16 protein-coding genes, 1 tRNA gene and 1 pseudogene are annotated in these 15,932 nt (G+C 65.6%); 5 read left to right on the top strand and 13 right to left on the bottom strand.

The annotated features are described in order from the left end of the window. From gspE to ACERLL_RS14555, 6 genes are all read right to left on the bottom strand, one after another. Window positions 1-1,668 (bottom strand): type II secretion system ATPase GspE, encoded by a 1,668-nt coding sequence (gspE, locus tag ACERLL_RS14580; protein WP_373656835.1) that lies wholly within the window; start codon window positions 1,666-1,668, stop codon window positions 1-3. Continuing rightward, window positions 1,665-3,599, bottom strand: a complete 1,935-nt coding sequence (gspD, locus tag ACERLL_RS14575) for a type II secretion system secretin GspD (protein ID WP_373656834.1) — start codon at window positions 3,597-3,599, stop codon at window positions 1,665-1,667. The genes gspE and gspD overlap by 4 nt, the downstream gene beginning before the upstream one ends. A 42-nt stretch (window positions 3,600-3,641) precedes the next feature. Next, window positions 3,642-4,568 (bottom strand): type II secretion system protein GspC, encoded by a 927-nt coding sequence (gene gspC, locus ACERLL_RS14570; RefSeq protein ID WP_373656833.1) that lies wholly within the window; start codon window positions 4,566-4,568, stop codon window positions 3,642-3,644. Window positions 4,569-5,126: 558 nt separating this feature from the next. Next, on the bottom strand, window positions 5,127-6,809 hold the full coding sequence (locus tag ACERLL_RS14565) for an AbgT family transporter (RefSeq protein WP_373656832.1): 1,683 nt from the start codon (window positions 6,807-6,809) through the stop codon (window positions 5,127-5,129). Then, a complete protein-coding gene (rlmD, locus tag ACERLL_RS14560) occupies window positions 6,709-8,040 on the bottom strand; it encodes a 23S rRNA (uracil(1939)-C(5))-methyltransferase RlmD (RefSeq protein WP_373656831.1) in 1,332 nt (443 codons plus the stop codon). The genes ACERLL_RS14565 and rlmD overlap by 101 nt, the downstream gene beginning before the upstream one ends. Further along, the gene (locus ACERLL_RS14555; protein ID WP_373656830.1) at window positions 8,030-8,824 is read right to left on the bottom strand and encodes a 3'-5' exonuclease; all 795 of its coding nucleotides are present in this window, start codon (window positions 8,822-8,824) and stop codon (window positions 8,030-8,032) included. The genes rlmD and ACERLL_RS14555 overlap by 11 nt, the downstream gene beginning before the upstream one ends. Before the next feature lie 400 nt (window positions 8,825-9,224). Here ACERLL_RS14555 and ACERLL_RS14550 point away from each other — a divergent pair. The 3 genes and pseudogenes from ACERLL_RS14550 to ACERLL_RS14535 all read left to right on the top strand — a co-directional run bounded on the left by ACERLL_RS14550 (window position 9,225) and on the right by ACERLL_RS14535 (window position 10,479). Next, window positions 9,225-9,684: pseudogene (locus ACERLL_RS14550) on the top strand (alpha/beta fold hydrolase). Window positions 9,685-9,695: 11 nt separating this feature from the next. Continuing rightward, window positions 9,696-10,082, top strand: coding sequence for an SDR family oxidoreductase (locus tag ACERLL_RS14545; protein WP_373656829.1), 387 nt, complete (start codon window positions 9,696-9,698; stop codon window positions 10,080-10,082). A 127-nt stretch (window positions 10,083-10,209) separates the two neighbouring features. Further along, window positions 10,210-10,479 (top strand): Rossmann-fold NAD(P)-binding domain-containing protein, encoded by a 270-nt coding sequence (locus ACERLL_RS14535; protein ID WP_373656827.1) that lies wholly within the window; start codon window positions 10,210-10,212, stop codon window positions 10,477-10,479. A gap of 68 nt (window positions 10,480-10,547) precedes the next feature. Here the strand turns inward: ACERLL_RS14535 and cysM are convergent, their stop codons facing one another. The 3 genes from cysM to ACERLL_RS14520 form a co-directional block, all read right to left on the bottom strand. Then, a complete protein-coding gene (gene cysM / locus ACERLL_RS14530; protein WP_373656826.1) occupies window positions 10,548-11,435 on the bottom strand; it encodes a cysteine synthase CysM in 888 nt (295 codons plus the stop codon). Between the two features lie 108 nt (window positions 11,436-11,543). Further along, window positions 11,544-11,870: a tetratricopeptide repeat protein gene (locus ACERLL_RS14525; RefSeq protein ID WP_373656825.1), complete on the bottom strand. Its 327-nt coding sequence runs from the start codon at window positions 11,868-11,870 to the stop codon at window positions 11,544-11,546. 106 nt (window positions 11,871-11,976) lie between these two features. Continuing rightward, the gene (locus ACERLL_RS14520) at window positions 11,977-12,291 is read right to left on the bottom strand and encodes an MTH1187 family thiamine-binding protein (RefSeq protein ID WP_373656824.1); all 315 of its coding nucleotides are present in this window, start codon (window positions 12,289-12,291) and stop codon (window positions 11,977-11,979) included. A gap of 137 nt (window positions 12,292-12,428) precedes the next feature. Between ACERLL_RS14520 and ACERLL_RS14515 the strand changes: the two genes are divergently transcribed. Together ACERLL_RS14515 and ACERLL_RS14510 are read left to right on the top strand one after the other, a co-directional pair. Then, the gene (locus ACERLL_RS14515) at window positions 12,429-13,292 is read left to right on the top strand and encodes a DMT family transporter (RefSeq protein WP_373656823.1); all 864 of its coding nucleotides are present in this window, start codon (window positions 12,429-12,431) and stop codon (window positions 13,290-13,292) included. A 90-nt stretch (window positions 13,293-13,382) separates the two neighbouring features. Further along, window positions 13,383-13,718, top strand: coding sequence for a hypothetical protein (locus tag ACERLL_RS14510; RefSeq protein WP_373656822.1), 336 nt, complete (start codon window positions 13,383-13,385; stop codon window positions 13,716-13,718). Window positions 13,719-13,949: 231 nt separating this feature from the next. Here the strand turns inward: ACERLL_RS14510 and ACERLL_RS14505 are convergent, their stop codons facing one another. The 4 genes from ACERLL_RS14505 to ACERLL_RS14490 all read right to left on the bottom strand — a co-directional run bounded on the left by ACERLL_RS14505 (window position 13,950) and on the right by ACERLL_RS14490 (window position 15,892). After that, window positions 13,950-14,222 carry a hypothetical protein gene (locus tag ACERLL_RS14505; RefSeq protein WP_373656821.1) on the bottom strand — a complete coding sequence of 91 codons (273 nt, stop codon included), beginning with the start codon at window positions 14,220-14,222 and terminating at the stop codon, window positions 13,950-13,952. A 22-nt stretch (window positions 14,223-14,244) separates the two neighbouring features. Then, window positions 14,245-14,332, bottom strand: a tRNA-Ser gene (locus ACERLL_RS14500). A gap of 224 nt (window positions 14,333-14,556) precedes the next feature. Beyond that, window positions 14,557-15,417, bottom strand: coding sequence for a fructosamine kinase family protein (locus ACERLL_RS14495; RefSeq protein ID WP_373656820.1), 861 nt, complete (start codon window positions 15,415-15,417; stop codon window positions 14,557-14,559). Then, window positions 15,404-15,892 (bottom strand): low molecular weight protein-tyrosine-phosphatase, encoded by a 489-nt coding sequence (locus tag ACERLL_RS14490; protein ID WP_373656892.1) that lies wholly within the window; start codon window positions 15,890-15,892, stop codon window positions 15,404-15,406. The genes ACERLL_RS14495 and ACERLL_RS14490 overlap by 14 nt, the downstream gene beginning before the upstream one ends. Between the last annotated feature and the right edge of the window lie 40 nt (window positions 15,893-15,932).

Below are 15,932 nucleotides of genomic sequence, written 5' to 3'. Positions count from 1 at the left end.
TCAGGCTTGGGTCACGCGTAGGACTTCCTCGAGACTGGTCTCCCCGGCGAGGACCAGGCGAATGCCGTCCTCGCGCAGGGTGCGCATTCCCCCCTCGCGGGCGGCCTGGCGCAGGGCCTGCTCGCCCTTGCCGTCATGGATCAGGTGGCGAAGCTCCTCGTTCACGGTCATGAGCTCGTAGATGCCGGTCCGGCCGCGATAGCCGGTATGCCCGCAGGCATCGCAGCCCACGGGATGGTGGATGGCCGCGGACTCCCCGGCGGGGATACCCAGCAGGGCCCGCTCGCCGTCGTCGGCCTCCCTGGGGGCCCGGCAATCGGGGCAGAGCTTACGCACCAGCCGCTGTGCCATGGCGCCGAGCAGGCTGGAGGCCACCAGGTAGGGCTCCACGCCCATGTCCACCATCCGGGTAATGCTGCCCACGGCATCATTGGTGTGCAGGGTGGAAAAGACCCGGTGCCCGGTGAGGCTGGACTGTACCGCCACTTCCGCGGTTTCCAGGTCGCGGATCTCGCCCACCATGATCACGTCGGGGTCCTGGCGCAGGATGGCTCGGAGGCCGCGGGCGAAGGTCATGCCGGTCTTGGCGTTCACCGGGATCTGACCCACCCCCTCGAGATCGTACTCCACCGGGTCCTCGACGGTGATGATATTGATCTCCGCGCTACGCACCTGCTGGAGGGCGGCGTAGAGCGTGGTGGTCTTGCCCGACCCCGTGGGTCCCGTAACCAGGAAGATGCCGTAGGGAGACCGGATCAGGTCCTCGAACCGGCCGCGGATCTCCTCCGGCATGCCGATCTGTGCCAGGGTCAGGGGACCCTGCTCCTTCTCCAGGATACGCATCACCACCCGCTCGCCGTACTGGGTGGGCAGGGTGGAAACGCGCACATCCACGGTGCGTCCCGCCAGGCGCAGGCTGATGCGACCGTCCTGCGGCACGCGGCGTTCGGCAATGTTCATGCGCGCCATGACCTTGACGCGGGCGGCAATCCGCCCCGACAGACCGCGCGGCGGCTCCACCAGGTCCCGCAGCACCCCGTCCACACGGTAGCGGATCATGACCCGCGATTCGAAGGGCTCGATGTGGACGTCCGAGGCCCCTTCCTCGATGGCCTGGGTCATTACCGCGTTCAGCAGGCGGATGATGGGGGCGTCGTCCTGGCTGTCGAGCAGGTCGGCCGACTCCGGCAATCCCGCCGAGGCGGCATCCAGATCCACGGCCTCGCCGAGATCCTCCACCGCGTCCGCCGCCGCCCCGGTACGCTCGAAAGCACGTTGCAGGGCTCGGTTGAAAGGCTCCTCGGGGATCACCACCGGCCGGAAATCGGTCCCGAGCTCCGCCTGCAGCTCCAGGAGCGTTTCCCAGGCCACGTCCGGGCGGACCCAGATCACGGTCCGTCCCTCCGCCTCGTAGGCCGGCAGCACGCCCATGCGCCGGGCCTGCCCGAAACCGAGGAGGCCGGCCACCTCGGGATCGAGCCCGCTCAGGTCCGGGTCGGCCTCGTGCGGCCAGCCCAACTGGCGGGCGCGCTCCGCGGCCCAGGTGGCAGGGCTGAGGCTGCCCCGTTCGATCAGCTGCCGCGCGGCCGCCACCGGGTCGCCGTCCTGGGCCTCCAGGGCTTCCCGCCACTCCTCGGGGGTGATGGTGGAAGGCGGGGGAAGGCTCATTCCGCGCTCCCGTCTCCGTTCTCCGAGCCGGAGGGCAAATCCTTCTTCGGCGTGATCCGCTCCCACTGCTTCAGCGGCGGCGGCGTCTTCTTCTGGTCCAGCCCTTCGGTCTTCTGCAGCTTCTCGATGTAACCGTACTTGCGCCGGGTGGGCTTGGCCATGTCGCCGGGACCGCGGATGATCCGCGGGCGCAGGAAGATCATGAGGTTGGTCTTGCGCTTGGAGCGGCGCTCGTACCGGAACAGATTGCCAAGAATGGGAATCCGCCCCAGGAGCGGTACCTCCTGGACGTTCTTCTGGTTATCCGTCTGGATGAGGCCCCCGAGCACGATCATGCGGTCGTTCTCGGCCACCACCGTGGTTTCCAGGGAGCGCTTGCGCGTGACGATGTCCTGCGCCTCGCCTTTCTGGGCGACGCTGGATACCTCCTGGTAGATCTTCATCTTGATGGCGCTCCCCTCCGTGATTTGAGGGGTGATCCGCAGGGTCAGACCCACGTCCTTGCGCTCGATGGTCTGGAAGGGGTTCTGCACCGCCGTACCCGAATCCGTCGAGCTATAGGATCCGGTGACGAACGGCACGTTCTGACCGACCACGATCTCGGCCTGTTCATTGTCCATGGTAAGGAGATTGGGCGTCGAGAGGACGTTGGTGCTGGTGCGGCTCTGCAGGGCCCGCAGCAGCCCGGCCATGTTGATGATCTCGGTGCCGCCGGGCAGGGTCAGGGTACCGTTCACGTAGCCCACGCTCAGACCGGCGCCGATGCCCAGCGGGTTCTGGGTGGTGGCCTGGATGCTATCGCCCACCGTGAAGGAAGTGCCGCCGATGACGCCGGTCCCGCCGTCAAGATTGTCGGCCGCCTGCCACTGGATGCCGAACTCTCGCGCTTGGTCCGCGGAGACCTCGGCGATCAGGCCCTCCACGTAGACCTGGAGGCGTCGGACATCCAGCTTTTCCACCACCTGCTGAATGGTCCGATAGTCGGACTTGGAGGCGCGGACCACCAGGGCGTTGGTCTGGGGGTCCGCCTTGATGGTGACGCCCGCCACCGCCCCGGCACCACCCTGCTGCTGCCCTCCCTTCTTTTTCTCGCTGATGGTGCTCTCCAGCACCTTGACCATTTCCTCGGCATCGGCGTTCTGCAGGTAGATCACGTGCGTATTGCCGCCGGTGCCGGTGGGGGCGTCCAGATCCTTGGCCAGATTGGCGATCTCGTCACGAATGGCCTTTTTGGCCCGGACGATCAGGCTGTTGGTGCGGGGGTCGGCGAGCACCGCCACCCGGCCCTTGCCCTGGTCACCGCCCTTGCCCGAGTAGAGCCGCCCGAACATATCGGCCAGCTCCTTGGCCGAGGCGTTGGAAAGGGGGATGACCTCCAGCTCGCCGGTTTCGGTCTTCTGGTCCAGGCGCTCGATGATCTGCACCAGACGATCGATATTCGAGGCCCGGTCGGTGAGGATCAGGGACGCGGTATCCGGATAGGCCACCAAGTGACCGTAGGGCGGAACCAGGGGGCGCAGGATGGGCACCATGCGCTGCGCCGAGACATGGTCAAGGCGCACCACCTGGGTCACCATCTGGTCGCCCTCCGCGCCCTTGTCCACCCCGATGGCACGATGCTTCCCCTCTTCCTGCGGGACGATCTTGGTCACCCCTTCGCCCTGCACGGTCACATAACCGTTCACCTCGAGCACGGACTGGAAGACCTTGTAGGCCTCCTTCTCGGTGAGGGCCGTGGGGGCCACCACGGTGACCTTCCCCTCAACTCGCGGGTCCACAAGGAAGTTCCGGCCGGTGAACTCGGCCACCGCCTGGATCACGGCCCGGATGTCGGCGTTCTCGAAATCGAAATTCACCTTCGCTTGGGCGGTGCCGACACCTCCCGCACAAAGGGCCAGGACTGCGGCTACGGTCACGAGCAGTGTGCGCAACCGGGCGTCAAAGCTTGGGTGTGTTTGTTCCATGCCCACCAATCACCGAACGGAGTAAGTAAGGGTGCGGTCCTGCCCGTTTCGCTTCAGGCGGACCTTGAATTCTTCCGCGGATTTCAGCTCGCGATATGCATTGAGCGCCTGGCCCGGAGTGCGGATATCCTTGCCGTTCACGGACTGCACCACGTCCCCTTCCCGGAGCCCCAGCTCCTCATAGATGCTGCCCGGCTGGATATTGACGATACGGAATCCCGCCCGGTGGCCGTTCAGGGAATGCGGGACGGCCTTGGCCTGCCGCAGGAGTGAAGGCAGGTTTTTCAGGTTGCTCCGCAGAGCGCTCTGCGACACCACGCGGCGGTTCTGGCCCACCTTGCGGACACCATTCCCGCCTCCTTGTGAGGAGGAGGCCAGCCCGGTTCGCTGGCCTTCCAGCTCCTTTACCTCCAGGGTCAATGCCTCGGTGACCCCGTTGCGGCGCAGGATCACCCGGCGGGATTCGATGCGCACGATCTCGGCACCGCCCGGTACCGCATCCCCGACCCGGTAGACCTTCTCTTCCTCCTTCCCGCTGGCGATTATGGCCAGCTGCCGTCCACCTTCCCGCTGATTGGCAAGGATGCCCTTCAGGGTCAGGTCCAGCCGGGTCTCGCGAACGGGTCGGCCGGCCTGCGCCTGGGCTTCGGGCGGCGTTCCGAACAGGCTCCGGACCGATTCGGGAACGGTCCGGAGGTTTCCGGAGGCTCCCCTCTCCGCGGCGCTACGGTCCCGGGGCGCTCCGGCGGAGGGCTTGGCCGCCATCGCACCGGGCCCCTTCCCGTCCCGGCTGGGACCGGGCAAGAGGTCCCAGGTGAAATCGGCCAGGGCCACCGAGAGGGCGAGCACCAGCACGGTCTCGGCCATCCGGATCCCGGAGCTGGCCGAGAATCGGGAAAAGAGGTGCGGGACGCCGGGCAGGGAAAGATGCGCCATGGGTTACGGGTACGTACTCTTAGCAAAGCGATCAAAGATCCGCACGGAGGCGACCCAGTGCGGGGGCTGCGGGAGCCGGCCAAAACGCCGGGAACATAATATGGGGGGCCGAATTCCTAGGGGTTATCCCTCCGGGAATGGCCAACATGAGCCGGCCTAGGCATTCAAGGAATACCAAGCCTGCGGGTAAGCACGCGACATAGTGTAAAGGCTAATCCCGATGAAGCAATGGCCTCCCCTAATTTTCATCGGTCAGTGCGCGGGTTGTACCGGATTCGTGTTGCTGTTTTGCGACAAAAAAGGATTCGGTTTCGGGCTTGCCGAAAAAATTCACGACCGAGGGAACTATTCCCGAAAAGAATTAAAACCGCTTCTCGGAAGTCGAACCCCATACCTCCACTCTCGCAGGAAACTTTTAAAATCACCACCTTAATGGGAAGGCATCATGACGGGCATTCGGGAGGTCGGGGGAGGCGCGGGAACGCCCCATGGGGCCGGGCGGAATAATTTCCGGGAGCCGCCGATAAAGGGCTCCGGGGAGTGCCGGATGGAATCTGCTCAGCCTGCGGCGGATGAAAAGGTCAACGGGCCGGCGGGGCCGAGCGGCCAGCCGACCGCCACCCACAACGTCAACAGCACCAGCCAGGCGAGCAGGAAAGCCAGGGAATAAGGGAGCATGGTGGCCACCAGCGTGCCCAGGCCCGCCTCCCGCGCATAACGCTGCATGAGCGAGAGGATAACCACCATGTAGGGGTTCAGTGGGGTGATGATGTTGCTGACCGAGTCCCCCACTCGATAGGCCGCCTGGGTAAGCTCGGGGCTGATTCCCGTCTGCATGAACATGGGCACGAACACGGGCGCGAAAAAGGCGTACTTCGCGGAGGCCGAGCCCATGAACAGGTTCCCTACCACGGTCACCAGCACGAACGCCGCAACGAGCAGGGAGGGCGGTAGACTCAAACCGGCCAGGAAGTCGCCCCCGACGATGGCGAGCATCTCGCCGAGATGGGAGTACCGGAAGGCCTCGATGAACTGGGCGGCAAAGAAGGCCAGGACGATATAGGGCCCCATGTCCGCCATGGTCCGGGCCATCAGACCCGCCGCATCCCGGTCGGAGCGGATGGCCCCCGCCCGGATGCCGTAGGTCAGCCCCGGCACCAGGAACAGGATCAGTATCACCGGAACGATAGCCTCCACCCAGCGGGCGAAGCGGGCCCCAATACCGTGCAGGGGCGCGCCGGGCCAGGCCACGCACAGGACGATGATGACCAGGGTCAGGCCCAGCGCCCAGCCCGCCGCGCCCAACGCCCGGCCTTCCACCGCCGGATCGGCGCGATGAGCGCGCTCTCCCGCCACCCGCTCGGCATCCTCCAGACCCCGCGTTCCCAGGCGCGGCTCAACCCAATGCCGGGTGACCCACCAGCCCACCAGCGGGAGCAGGATGGTCGACGCGATCATGAACCACCAGTTGGCGGTAACGGCCACCCGGTAGTCGGGGTCCAGAATCCGTGCTCCCGCTGTGGAAAACCCGGCCAGCAGGGGATCGAGACCGGTAATCACGAAGTTGGCCGAGAACCCTGCGGAGACCCCGGCGAACGCCACCGCGACTCCGGTGAGAGGAGAGCGTCCCAGAGTGGCATACAACGCGGCTGCCAGGGGCGGTAGGACAACGTATCCGGCGTCCAGGGTCAGGGAGGAAAGGATCCCAACCAGCAGCAGGACCGGGGTAACCAGGACCGGGGGAATGCGGGCCATGGAGCGCTCGATGAGCGCGGGGAGAAGCCCGACCCGTTCGGCCAGGCCGATACCCAGCATGGCCACCAGGACCATGCCCAGGGGCGGGAAGGAAACGAAGTTCTCCACCAGATGCGATACGAGCCACCAGAGTCCCTGGCTGTCCAGGAGGCCACGGGCGGCCACGGTTTCGGTGGTGGTTCCTGCCTCCCCCAGGACGGCCTTTTCCACCGTCCATCCCGCAGACTCCGCCAACTGGGAAAGGAGGAGCACTAGCAGGGTGGCCATCAGGAACAGGGTGGCGGGGTCGGGGAGGCGATTTCCCGTCCGTTCAAGCCATTGCAGCCAAGCCCCCTGCCCGTTGGAATGCTGTGCCGCGATGCCTAAACCCCCGGGACGGCCCCCATCAGCCCGCCTGCTCCAGCTCGAAGCGGGCCATGGATTCCACGTGCGCGGTATGGGGGAACATGTTGGCGATCCCGGCTTCCTTGAGCCGGTAGCCCCCATGAGCGAGCACCGCCGCATCCCGGGCAAGAGTAGCCGGATTGCAGGATACGTAGACCACCCGGTGGGGACGCAGGTCCTCCGCGATCTGCTTCACGGCCTCCACGGCGCCGCTACGCGGCGGATCGAGCAGAACCTTGTCGCACTCCCGGGTCCCGGGAAGATCAGTCAGCCGTACCTCGCCCAGGTCGGCGGTGGCGAAGCGGGTGCGCTCCGCCACGCCGTTTTCTTCGGCATTGGCGACGGCCCGCGCGACCAGCGCCGCTTCCCCCTCCAGACCGAGCACGGTCGCGCCGCGCACCGCCGCGGGAAGGGAGAAGTTGCCGATCCCGCAGAAGAGGTCCAGGACCCTCTCCCCTTCCTCCGGCTCCAGCAGGGCGATGGCCCGGCTCACCAGCTGGCGGTTGACTCCGGCGTTGACCTGGATGAAGTCGGTACTCCCGAAGCGCAGGGTCACCCCGAACTCGGAGAGGCCGTAATGCAGGTCCGCCGGACGGTCCGAATGGATTGGCGCGGCGGTCTCGGGGCCCTTGGATTGGGTCTCCACCACCACGCCCTGCTCCGCCTGGAAGGCCCGCAGTCGGTCCCGGTCCTCGCTGGTTAGCTCGGTGAGATGGCGGATCACCACCACGGCATCCCCTTCTGTATCCGCCACCTCCGCCTGGGGGATGCGGTCCGGCCGACTCAGACCCGCCACCAGCTCCTTCAGAGCGGGTATGAGGGGCTCCAGGCGCGGGGACAGAACCGGGCAGGCGTCCATCTGGGTGACATAGCTGCTCGCCCGTTCCCGGAAGCCCACCAGGAGCCCCTTGTTGCGCACGGAGCGCACGCTCAGACGCCCCTTGGCGCGGTAGGCCCACTGGGGACCATCGATGGGCGCAAGCCACTGATCCGGGCGCAGGCCGCCGGTGCGCAACAGATTCTCCGCGAGCATCCGCTCCTTGGCGGCCACTTGGGCCTTGGGGACCAGATGCTGTAGGGAGCACCCTCCGCAAATCCCGAAAACCGGGCACGGCGGTGCCGTCCGGTCGGGGCTCGCCTCCAGGACGGCTTCCAGGCGAGCCTGATCGTAATGCCGGCCCTCCTTGATGTACCGGCAGGACACGCGTTCCCCGGGCAGGGCACCATCAACGAAGACCACTTTGTCATCGACGCGCCCTACGCCGCGTCCCTCGTGATCCAGGTCGTCGATGCGGACCTCCACTACGGCTCCGTTGGCCGCCTTAGCGCCCATGTGCTCCCGTCCATGCTTCGCTGAAGGCTTCCAGATGGGGCTGCCCCGAGGCCGCCAGATGGTCTGACAGGATGCGGCATTCCTCCTGCCGCTCCTCCGGGCTCAGCTGTCCGGTGTTCACGAGCCACTGCAGGTAGACACCGTAGGTATTGAGGACATCGGTTTCGCAATAGTCGCGGATCCCCGAGATATCTCCCTCCAGCCAGGAGTCCAGTACCTGACTGCCGTCCATGCCCATTTTCCCGGGCAGCCCTAGCAGCGTGGCGACCTGGTCGAGCGGCGCGTTGGCGTTGCCCTGGTATCCGGCAAGAACATCCATGAGATCGGTGTGGCGCTTGTGGAACCGGTTCAGGTAATTGTTGAAGCGGAACTCCCGATCGCCCTCGCCTTCCTCCCAGTAGCGCGGCGCCACCACCTCGTTGACCAAGGCACGGTAGTGCAGCACGGGGAGGTCGAAGCCCGACCCATTCCAGGACACCAGCGTGGGGGTGTACCGCTCCAGACCGTCGTAGAAATGCTGGATGAGCTCCTTCTCCGTGGAATCCGGATCACCCAGAGACCAGACCTTCACCCCTTCCTCCAGACGGGGGTGGCGGAAGACCACGGAGATGGCCACCACGCGGTGCAGATGGTGACGAAGGAATTCCTTGCCGCCGCTCTCCTGGCGGCGCAGGGCGAGCATGGCCCGTACGGTATCGGGGTCCGATAGCCCTTCGAGACCGAACAGACGCCGGCCGCCTTCTATATCGGGGACGGTTTCAATATCGAAGACCAGGACGTTCAAGGTATCTATACCGGGAAGTGGCTTGGATTTGCGGATCAGCGTCCCGGGGACAGGAGGCCATCGCCTTCCTGTGGGCGCTACCTCTATCTGAAGTGGTTCACCGACAGGGGAATTATGCCACCAGAAGGGCCCGTTGCCACCCGCTCCCCACCCAGACAATCCATGAATAGAGGCTCCCCCCAAGTGTCCCGCCCCGTGCGGACCGGGCTTCCCGGCACCACCGGCCCGTCGTTTGCCCCGCCCCGGGGCATTACCGATGGCCGGCCTGCCATTATGGGCTTGGGGGTTTCCGGGAGCGGGAAATCCCAGCCCCGGATACCGCCATCACCAGCCCACCGAACCACCTTTTCCGGAAACCGTTCTCATGGATATGCAACCTCAAAATTCCAGGGAATATCGCATGAGCACGATTACCGCCAGCGATGGCACGCGGCTCTATCACAAGTATTGGGGCCGGGGACGTCCCGTGGTCTTCAGCCACGGCTGGCCGTTGTCCTCGGATAGCTGGGAGTCGCAGATGTTCTTCCTGGCCTCCCGGGGCTTCCGCCATCGAGGCTTCACAGGGTCTCATCGATTGGTTCTGGATGCAGGGAATGCAGGCGGGACACAAGAACGCCTACGACAGTATCCAGGCGTTCTCCGAGACGGATTTCACGGAAGACCTGAAGCGCTTCGACGTGCCGACGCTGATCGTTCACGGCTATGACGACCAAATCGTGCCAATCGACGCCGCGGCGCGCTCCGTGCACCAGCTGGTGGAGCGGTCGGAGCTTATCGTCTATAACGGCGCCCCGCACGGCCTGATCGATACGCATAAGGAGCGGCTGAACGCCGATCTCCTGGACTTCATCCGGGGATAGAGGGACGGTCCATGGCGCACGCGTTCACCGTTCTTCTTACCGAGGTTACGGGGAAAACCGGCTCGGCCCTGCTGCGCCTCCTTGAAAAGAGTAACGTCGCCGTGCGCGCCATGGTCCGCGACGAGGGCGGGGTAGCCAGACTGGGCAGTACTTCGGCATCCGTGATGGTAGGCGATTTCGATGATCCGGGTGCCCTAGAGGAGGCCTTAGACGGGGTCGACTCCGCCTATCTCGTGACCCCGTCCTCACCAGAAGCCGCATTCCGTCAGATCCGGTTCTCGGAGCTGGCGTCAAGCATCTGGTCAATTTGTCGCAGCTCGCCGCCGATGAAACGTCCCCGGTCCGCTTCCTCCGCTATCACGCCCAGGTGGAGCGGCGGATCCGCGAGCTCGGAATAGAATATACCTTTCTACGGCCGAATCTCTTCTTCCAGAGCTTTCCGGCCTTTTGCAGCCCGATGGCGGAAACGGGCCGCCTATTTGCGCCCATCGGCGAAGCGCGTATCAGCGCGGTGGATGTGGCGACGTGGCCGAGATCGCGAAGGCTATAGGAGAGGCTACCTGGCAGGAACTTGTTTTTGTGGACGTTTCTTCCGAGGATTTCACCCATGCGCTGCAAAACGCGGGAGTACCCCGGTGGCAGGCTGATGGCCTGTGGGAAGACTATGCGCATTATGCGCGCGGCGAGGCTGCGGGGATACAGGACACCGTACGGGAGATTACCGGAAGGGCGCCCCGGGAAGTAACGGAATTCGCCCGCGACCACGCGGACGCCTTCAAATCCCATTCAACCTAATATTCCCGTACGCGCCGCACTCCATACCGGGAGCAGCCGGATGAGGCACAGGTGTAACGCAGCTCAGCTCAGGCATACAGCCCGGTGCTGAGATACCGGTCGCCGCGGTCCGGGGCGATGCCCACCACCACGCCTTCGTCGATGGACTCCGCCACCTCCAGCATGGCCACCACCGCGCCGCCGGCGGAAAGCCCCAGGAAAAGGCCCTCCTCCCGCGCCAGTCGGCGCGCCATTTCCTCCGCAGCCGCTTGGTCCACGCCGATAATCCGGTCCACCTCCTCCCGGTTATAGATCCTGGGCAGGTAGGCCTCCGGCCAGGCGCGGATGCCCGGAATGCGCGAGCCTTCGGTGGGCTGGGCTCCCACCACTTCCACATGCGGGGCGTACTCCTTGAAGTAGCGGGAGCAGCCCATGATGGTCCCGGTGGTGCCCATGGAGGAGACGAAATGGGTGACCTGGCCCTCCGTGTCGCGCCAGATCTCCGGGGCCGTGGCCTCGTAGTGAGCGCGCGGATTGTCGGGGTTGGCGAACTGATCGAGCATCACCGCCCCGGGATCGGCCTCGATCATATCCCGGGCGCGGTCGATGGTGCCCTCCATGCTGCGCTCCGCCGGAGTCAGCTCCAATTTGGCGCCGTAGGCGCGCATGAGCATCTTGCGCTCCTCGCTGGCATTCTCCGGCATCACCAGCGTGATCCCGTAGCCGCGCACCGCCGCCACCATGGCCAGGGCGATGCCCGTGTTGCCCGAGGTGGGCTCGATAATTCGAGAGCCGGGCTTCAGCTCCCCCCGTTCCTCGGCGCGGAGGATCATGGAGAGAGCAGGCCGGTCCTTCACGGACCCCGCGGGATTGTTCCCCTCCAGCTTGATCAGCAACCGCACAGGCTTGCCGCCGGGTCCGATACGGCGCAGCTCGCACAGGGGGGTATTCCCGATCAGCTCTTCCAGTCTTGCCATGGGGTCCTCACGTAGGGATGGGGGCTGCACAGGGTACCGGGCCGCGGAGGGACGGGCTAACGAACCCGCTTGGATCATTCGGCCGCCGGGTAGGCGGAGGGTTCCCGGTCAGGGATCCGATTGTTCCAGGCGCTGCAGATGACGCCGCGCCACAGGGTCCCCCTGCTCCGACGCAGCGGCATACCATGTCCGCGCGCCCTCGGGATCCGGGTCCAGGCCGACGCCCTGCTCCAGGAATTCACCGAAACTCCGCTGGGCAGGGGCAAGTCCCTGCCGCGCCGCCCGTTCCATCCAAAAGGCTGCCAGGGACGGATCGGCGGGAAGGCCCTTGCCGCGCAGATAGCGGTTTGCAAGGTGTCGCTGGGCTCGCGCCTCTCCTCGTTCGGCATCCGCCTGGAGCAGGCGGACCTTTTCCTCGTCGTTCCCCAGGGCCATGCCTGTCGTCCTGTCGATTTCCGCGGGCCGGCATCCTACACCATCCATCCAGCGGTTGCCGCATGCGCCGCCGGCCGCCGAAGCCTGAGAGAACGGCCCCTGCCGACTATTTGTTGAGCGTGTGCCCGAGCCGGTCTTCCACGGACTGCACCTTGGCGCTCAGGGCTCCCCCTTTGCCCTTCTGGTAATCCATGGTCAGGACGGTGTAGAAGCGGTCGCTGTCCGCTTCCACCAGCCGTTCGCACTCCTTGACGAGGTCGAGCACTTCATCCAGATCCCCCTCGATCTGGGTGCCCATGGCAGTCAGACGGTATTCCAGGCCGCTTTTCTCCACGCGATCCACCACCTTGGCCACCAAGTCCCCCACGTGGCCGCCGCTATGGGTCAGCGGGATTACAGAGTAGTTGACGGTATATGCCATTTGCGCATTTCCTCATCGGAATTCCCGGGACGCCTCCTGTCTCCGGGGAGCGGATTCTGTAGAATGGATGGTTTTCATCCCGGCGGCTGGCACACCGGCCTCCAATCCAAATTTCCACCAGGATCGGCAGAACCGGCATGGAGCACGATCCCCGGCGAGCCGCCGGCTATATCGTGGCCTCGGCTTTCATGTTTGCCCTCACGGGCGCGACCGTCAAGGCGGCCTCGGCCCGGCTTCCCCATACCGAAGTAGTGTTCTTCCGGAGCTTCCTTGGCCTGATCGCGCTGACCCCCTGGCTTATCCGAAGCGGGATCTCGGGGCTCCGCACCCGACGTCCAGGGCTCCATCTTCTGCGAGGCTTCGCCGGCCTGGCTGCAATGTACTGCTTCTTCTACGCCCTCGGGCACCTGGAGCTGGCCACCGCCGTACTGCTCAATTACAGCGCTCCGCTGTTCATCCCCTTCATCGCCGCCCTTTGGCTGGGAGAGCCCGTCCCCCGGGCGCTGCGCTGGGCCATCCCCCTCGGCTTCGTGGGCATTGCCCTGATCCTCAAGCCCGGGATGGGCATGCTGGAGCCCGCGGCGCTGCTCGGGTTGGCCGCCGGCATCCTGGCGGCCGTGGCCTTCGTGGCGGTGCGACGCCTCCATTCCAGCGAGCCCACCACCCGCATCGTCTTCTACTTCGGTGTAATATCCACGGTGGGCTCTGCCGTCCCCCTGGCCTGGACCTGGCAGACCCCCGAGTACGCCCTCTGGACCCTGCTCGGGGCCATGGGCCTGTGCGCAACCGGCGGCCAACTGCTGCTGACCCGCGCCTATGCCTTCGCCCCCGCGGCGCAAGTGGGGCCCTTTACCTATTCGGTGGTGGTGTTCTCGGCGCTGCTCGGATGGGCGGTCTGGGGGGAGGTTCCCGGCTCTCTGGCCATCCTGGGGGCTGTGCTGGTCATCCTCGCCGGCGCCCTCGCCATCCGGCGACGGAGTCCGGCGAAGCGCTCCCGCTGAGCGGTTTGCCAGCCCTGGGGGAGGGGGTTATGTTGCCAGGAAGGGTCGTTGCAGAGTCCGGGCCGCCGCCGGGAACAGGAGGTAAGCGCCATGGCCGATGCCGAGGACCGCGAGATCCAGCGCCACATCCGCGACCGGGTGCCCTTCGACAACCCGTTTCCCGAGGATGACATCCAGGAGCGGTACCACGATTTCGGTCTGTACCCGGTGGAATATACCGTCAGCTGGCCGCGCGACTATGAGCACCGCCCGCCCGAGCCCTTCATCGAGCTGTTCTGGGATCACCGGGACAATCTCTGGGTACTGCGTCGCGCCTACGAGGACGGCGTGGACGACACCAGCACCATGTGGCCCTTCAGCTACCTGGAGGAAATGGAGCAGAAGGAGATCCGCAATTTCCTCTGGCAATACGAAATCCAGGTATAGCGATTCCCCTATTCGCGGCGGGGCGCCGCGGGGAAAGCCCCGTGCACGGATTGCGCACCAGGATGACGCGCGGCATCCACCCGGAACAGGACCTGGCTGATCCTGGAATGACGGCGCTTCCGCTGGAAAAAGAACGAGGTCGCCGGGGCGGAATACGGGCGCCGATACAAAACCCCCGGAGACCGGCTCCAGCCGTTGTCGGCCTTATCGGGCCACTGCCTTTTCCCGGCGTTACAAGTAGCTTCCGATTTTCTGCTCGAAGTCGGGGAAGTACTTGGAGATCACGCTGACGTCGAAATTGCTCAGAATGGCTTCCTTGGGCTCGCGGTCCAGGAGGAACCGGAAAGCCGCCTCCACACAGGCTTCAGGCTCCTTCCCGCCACAGATACGCCGCTGCTGCTCGCTGGAGAACGTCACCCGGTGCCGGGACTGGCCGCCACCCTCCTGGACCGTAACCTCGAGCTCCATGGGGTCGCCGTCGCCGAGGCGGCTCACTTCGATCATGGGCTTCCCTCGCTTGCATGCATGGCGGAGGGGGTGGGATTCGAACCCACGGACCCCGGAGGGTCAGCGGATTTCAAGTCCGCCGCATTCGTCCACTCTGCCACCCCTCCAACTTGGCGCTTTCCGCGTCGGACGTAACCGAACGTCCGGCTGCTCCCGACCGGCTTACGGTTGTCTGCCGTAGGGGGAACAAAGCACCGCCGGAAACTCCGCAACCTTACCGAAAATGTCATCGGGACGGAACCGGGCGCCCGTGCACGCGCGAGCCTCAATACCCGACCCGGTGCCCGGCCAGTAGGGAGTAGGGAGCCTGTGGCTAAGGGCGGTGCCGCCCTCAGTAGCCGAAGCGTTTGAGCGTCCGATCCACGGAGGCGCGGTAACCTCCCCCGAATAGGCGGACGTGCACCAGGAGCGGGTAGAGGTTGTACAAGGGCCGGCGCACCTCGAAAAATTCGGGATCGATGGGCCGTTGTTCGTGGTATCGGTCGTAGAACCGGTCACTGAAGGTGTGGAACATAGTGGTAAAGGCGAGCTCCACCTCCGGGTGCCCCCAGTACAGGGCCGGGTCGATGAAGCCCGTGATCCGGTCGCCGAGGGCCATGATGTTGTTGTCCCAGGCGTCGCCGTGCACCAGCGCCGGATGCTCGGGCTCGGGGAACCAGTCTGCGGCGTCCGCGGCGAAGCGGTCGATGCGCTGATACAGGGAATCGTCCAATCGTCCGGCGTTGCGGGCCTGACCGGCCATTTCCCGCAGGCGGGCGTCGGCGAAAAACGCCGACCAGCGCTCGAAGCGCGGATTGGGCTGCGGGAGACCGCCAATAACCGTGTCGTATTCGAAGCCGAAATACGGGGCCGGCTGCGCGTGCAGAGCGGCGAACAGATCCGCCGCGTGCTCCTCACCGGCTGGGGTGAAGTGGTGGTCGCCGTCGATCCTGGGCATGACGAGCAATCCGGGCTCGAAATGCAGGGGATCGGGTGCCGGCAGGGGGCTGCGCTCGGCCAGATGGCGCAGCATGCGGCCCTCGGTCTCCAGAAGGTTGGTGGCCGGGGATTCCACCTTGACCACGTACTCGCTGCCGCCGGCCTCCACGCCGTACACCTCACCGACGCAGCCGCCACTCAGGGGGGCGCCGCCCTCCAACGGGGCCCCGAGTATCTCCTCGCTCCGCTGGCGCAGGGCTTCAGGCAGAGGCATGGGTGGTCCAATCTCCCGACTGCAGGGCTTCCACCAGTCCGTCGGCGGCCTCCTCCACCAGGTCCAGAACGCGACCGAAGGCCTGCGCCTCCTCCTCGTACGGGTCGGGGATCTCCTGTTCGGGGGAGCCTGCGTAGTCCAGCAGGTACTTCACCTTGGCCCGTTCGGCGGCTCCGGGCGCCAGTGCCACCAGATCCGCGAAGTTCTCGCTGTCGGCGGCGAGGATCATGTCGAAGCGGACGAAATCGGCGGGCTCCACCTGGCGGGCACGCAGATGGGTGAGGTCATAGCCGCGCTCGGCGGCCGCCTCGCAGGCCCGAGGATCGGGCACGCCGCCGATGTGGTAGTCACCCGTACCGGCGCTGTCCACCTGAACCCGGCCGGCAAAGCCCGCCTCCGCCAATTTCCGCTCCAGCACGGCGTGGGCCGTGGGCGAACGGCAGATGTTGCCCAGGCAGACCACCAGGATCCGCACCATATTCGAATCACTCATTCGCTATCCTGATCTCATTGGT

The organism is Thiohalorhabdus sp. Cl-TMA (assembly GCF_041821045.1).
GTDB classification, from domain to species: Bacteria; Pseudomonadota; Gammaproteobacteria; order Thiohalorhabdales; family Thiohalorhabdaceae; genus Thiohalorhabdus; species Thiohalorhabdus methylotropha.
This window is presented reverse-complemented; position numbering and strand designations above follow the sequence as displayed.

Bases quoted from the DNA above. Each gene is read 5' to 3' on its own strand.
- ACERLL_RS14520 (WP_373656824.1), bottom strand. From the start codon at position 12,291: ATGGCATATACCGTCAACTACTCTGTAATCCCGCTGACCCATAGCGGC.
- ACERLL_RS14525 (WP_373656825.1), bottom strand. From the start codon at position 11,870: ATGGCCCTGGGGAACGACGAGGAAAAGGTCCGCCTGCTCCAGGCGGAT.
- ACERLL_RS14510 (WP_373656822.1), top strand. From the start codon at position 13,383: ATGGCCGATGCCGAGGACCGCGAGATCCAGCGCCACATCCGCGACCGG.
- cysM (WP_373656826.1), bottom strand. From the start codon at position 11,435: ATGGCAAGACTGGAAGAGCTGATCGGGAATACCCCCCTGTGCGAGCTG.
- ACERLL_RS14565 (WP_373656832.1), bottom strand. From the start codon at position 6,809: ATGGGGGCTACCGGCTCAAGGAAGCCGGGATCGCCAACATGTTCCCCC.
- gspC (WP_373656833.1), bottom strand. From the start codon at position 4,568: ATGGCGCATCTTTCCCTGCCCGGCGTCCCGCACCTCTTTTCCCGATTC.
- ACERLL_RS14545 (WP_373656829.1), top strand. From the start codon at position 9,696: ATGGCGCACGCGTTCACCGTTCTTCTTACCGAGGTTACGGGGAAAACC.
- rlmD (WP_373656831.1), bottom strand. From the start codon at position 8,040: ATGGGCGCTAAGGCGGCCAACGGAGCCGTAGTGGAGGTCCGCATCGAC.
- gspE (WP_373656835.1), bottom strand. From the start codon at position 1,668: ATGAGCCTTCCCCCGCCTTCCACCATCACCCCCGAGGAGTGGCGGGAA.
- ACERLL_RS14495 (WP_373656820.1), bottom strand. From the start codon at position 15,417: ATGCCTCTGCCTGAAGCCCTGCGCCAGCGGAGCGAGGAGATACTCGGG.
- ACERLL_RS14505 (WP_373656821.1), bottom strand. From the start codon at position 14,222: ATGATCGAAGTGAGCCGCCTCGGCGACGGCGACCCCATGGAGCTCGAG.
- ACERLL_RS14515 (WP_373656823.1), top strand. From the start codon at position 12,429: ATGGAGCACGATCCCCGGCGAGCCGCCGGCTATATCGTGGCCTCGGCT.